This is a genomic window from Stenotrophomonas sp. HMWF003 (assembly GCF_003061285.1).
In the GTDB taxonomy this organism is placed as follows: domain Bacteria; phylum Pseudomonadota; class Gammaproteobacteria; order Xanthomonadales; family Xanthomonadaceae; genus Stenotrophomonas; species Stenotrophomonas maltophilia_AP.
On the sequence record NZ_QAIW01000408.1, the window covers coordinates 1 to 1,281 of the forward strand.

A 1,281-nucleotide genomic window follows, 5' to 3' on the forward strand; every position below is an offset into this window, starting at 1 on the left:
GGGCTGCGGCCGCAGCCCCGGCCGCAGCCCCGGCCCAGCCCGCGCCTCCGGAAGACGACGAAGTGCGGGTCCGGATCCAACCGGCGAAGTAACCGGCCATGCCGGGCGCTGCCCGGCCCGATCCCATAACGCCGGGCTCTGCCCGGCTCGCGCCCCGATCCCGTAGAGCCGGGCTCTGCCCGGCTGCCGGCCCCGATCCCATAACGCCGGGCTCTGCCCGGCTGCCGGCCCCGATCCCGTAGAGCCGGGCTCTGCCCGGCTATCCGGCTACCCGGCTGCTCCTGCGGCCAGATCCATGCAGAGCCGGCCAGCGGCCGGCACTACCGGGTCACAGGCAGCCGGCGGGCCCCACCCGGTCACAGGCAACCGGTCGGCCCCCACCCGGTCACATTCTTTCGCGGCCCTCGTCATACTCGGATCACCTCCGGAAACGACGCCATGACGCCCCAGCTGACTGCCACCCTGGAACGCGAACTGCCCGCGGCTGCCTCTGGTTGCACCCAGTCCTACGGGCGCATCGTGCTGGCCTGCCAGAACACCGTCACTGCGATCGCCCTGGCGATCACCCGCGACGTGCAAGCCAGCGAGGACATCGCGCAGGAGGCCTTCATCAAGGCCTGGCAGCAGCTCAACCAGCTCAGCAATCCGTCCAGCTTCCTGCCGTGGCTGCGCCAGATCACCCGCAACCTGGCCCGCGACTGGCTGCGCGCCAACCGCGGCCGCCCGCTGTCCGGCGAAGCGGCCGAGATCGCGATCAGCATGGCCGCCGATCCCGGCCCGACCGCACCCGAGCGGCTGCAGCGGGTGGAAGAGGAACTGGCGGCCGAAGAGATCATTTCGGCCCTGCCCGAAGACGCCCGCGAAACCCTGCTGCTGTACTACCGCGAGGGCCAGCGCTCGCAGCAGGTGGCCGACCTGCTCGGGCTCAGCGATGCCGCCGTGCGCAAGCGCCTGTCGCGCGCCCGCGCCAGCGTGCGTGAGGAAATGCTGCGCCGTTTCGGCGATTTCGCGCGCAGCAGCGCCCCCAGCGCCGCGTTCGCCACCACCATTGCCTCGGTGCTGATGGTCGCCGCCCCCGGCACCGCCAGTGCCGCGATCCTGCTCGGCACCGGGCTGGGCACCAGCAAGCTCGGCCTGGGCGGGGCCACGGTCTCGGGCGGCACGGCGTTGGGCTCGCTCAGCGCGGCGCTCAGCCAGAACGCGACCCCGGACCAGATGCTGAGCCTGGGCGCGGTCATCGGCGGCTTGGTCGGCGGCATGCTGGGCAGCTATCTCGGCGGG

Annotated in this window: 1 protein-coding gene; it reads left to right on the plus strand. The window is 72.6% G+C overall.

Annotated elements, in window-relative coordinates; all coding sequences use genetic code 11:
- Nucleotides 1-438 precede the first annotated feature (438 nt).
- Nucleotides 439-1,281, plus strand: an 843-nt coding sequence (locus tag DBR34_RS17470; RefSeq protein WP_258224075.1) for an RNA polymerase sigma factor, incomplete at its 3' end; no start/stop codon positions are given.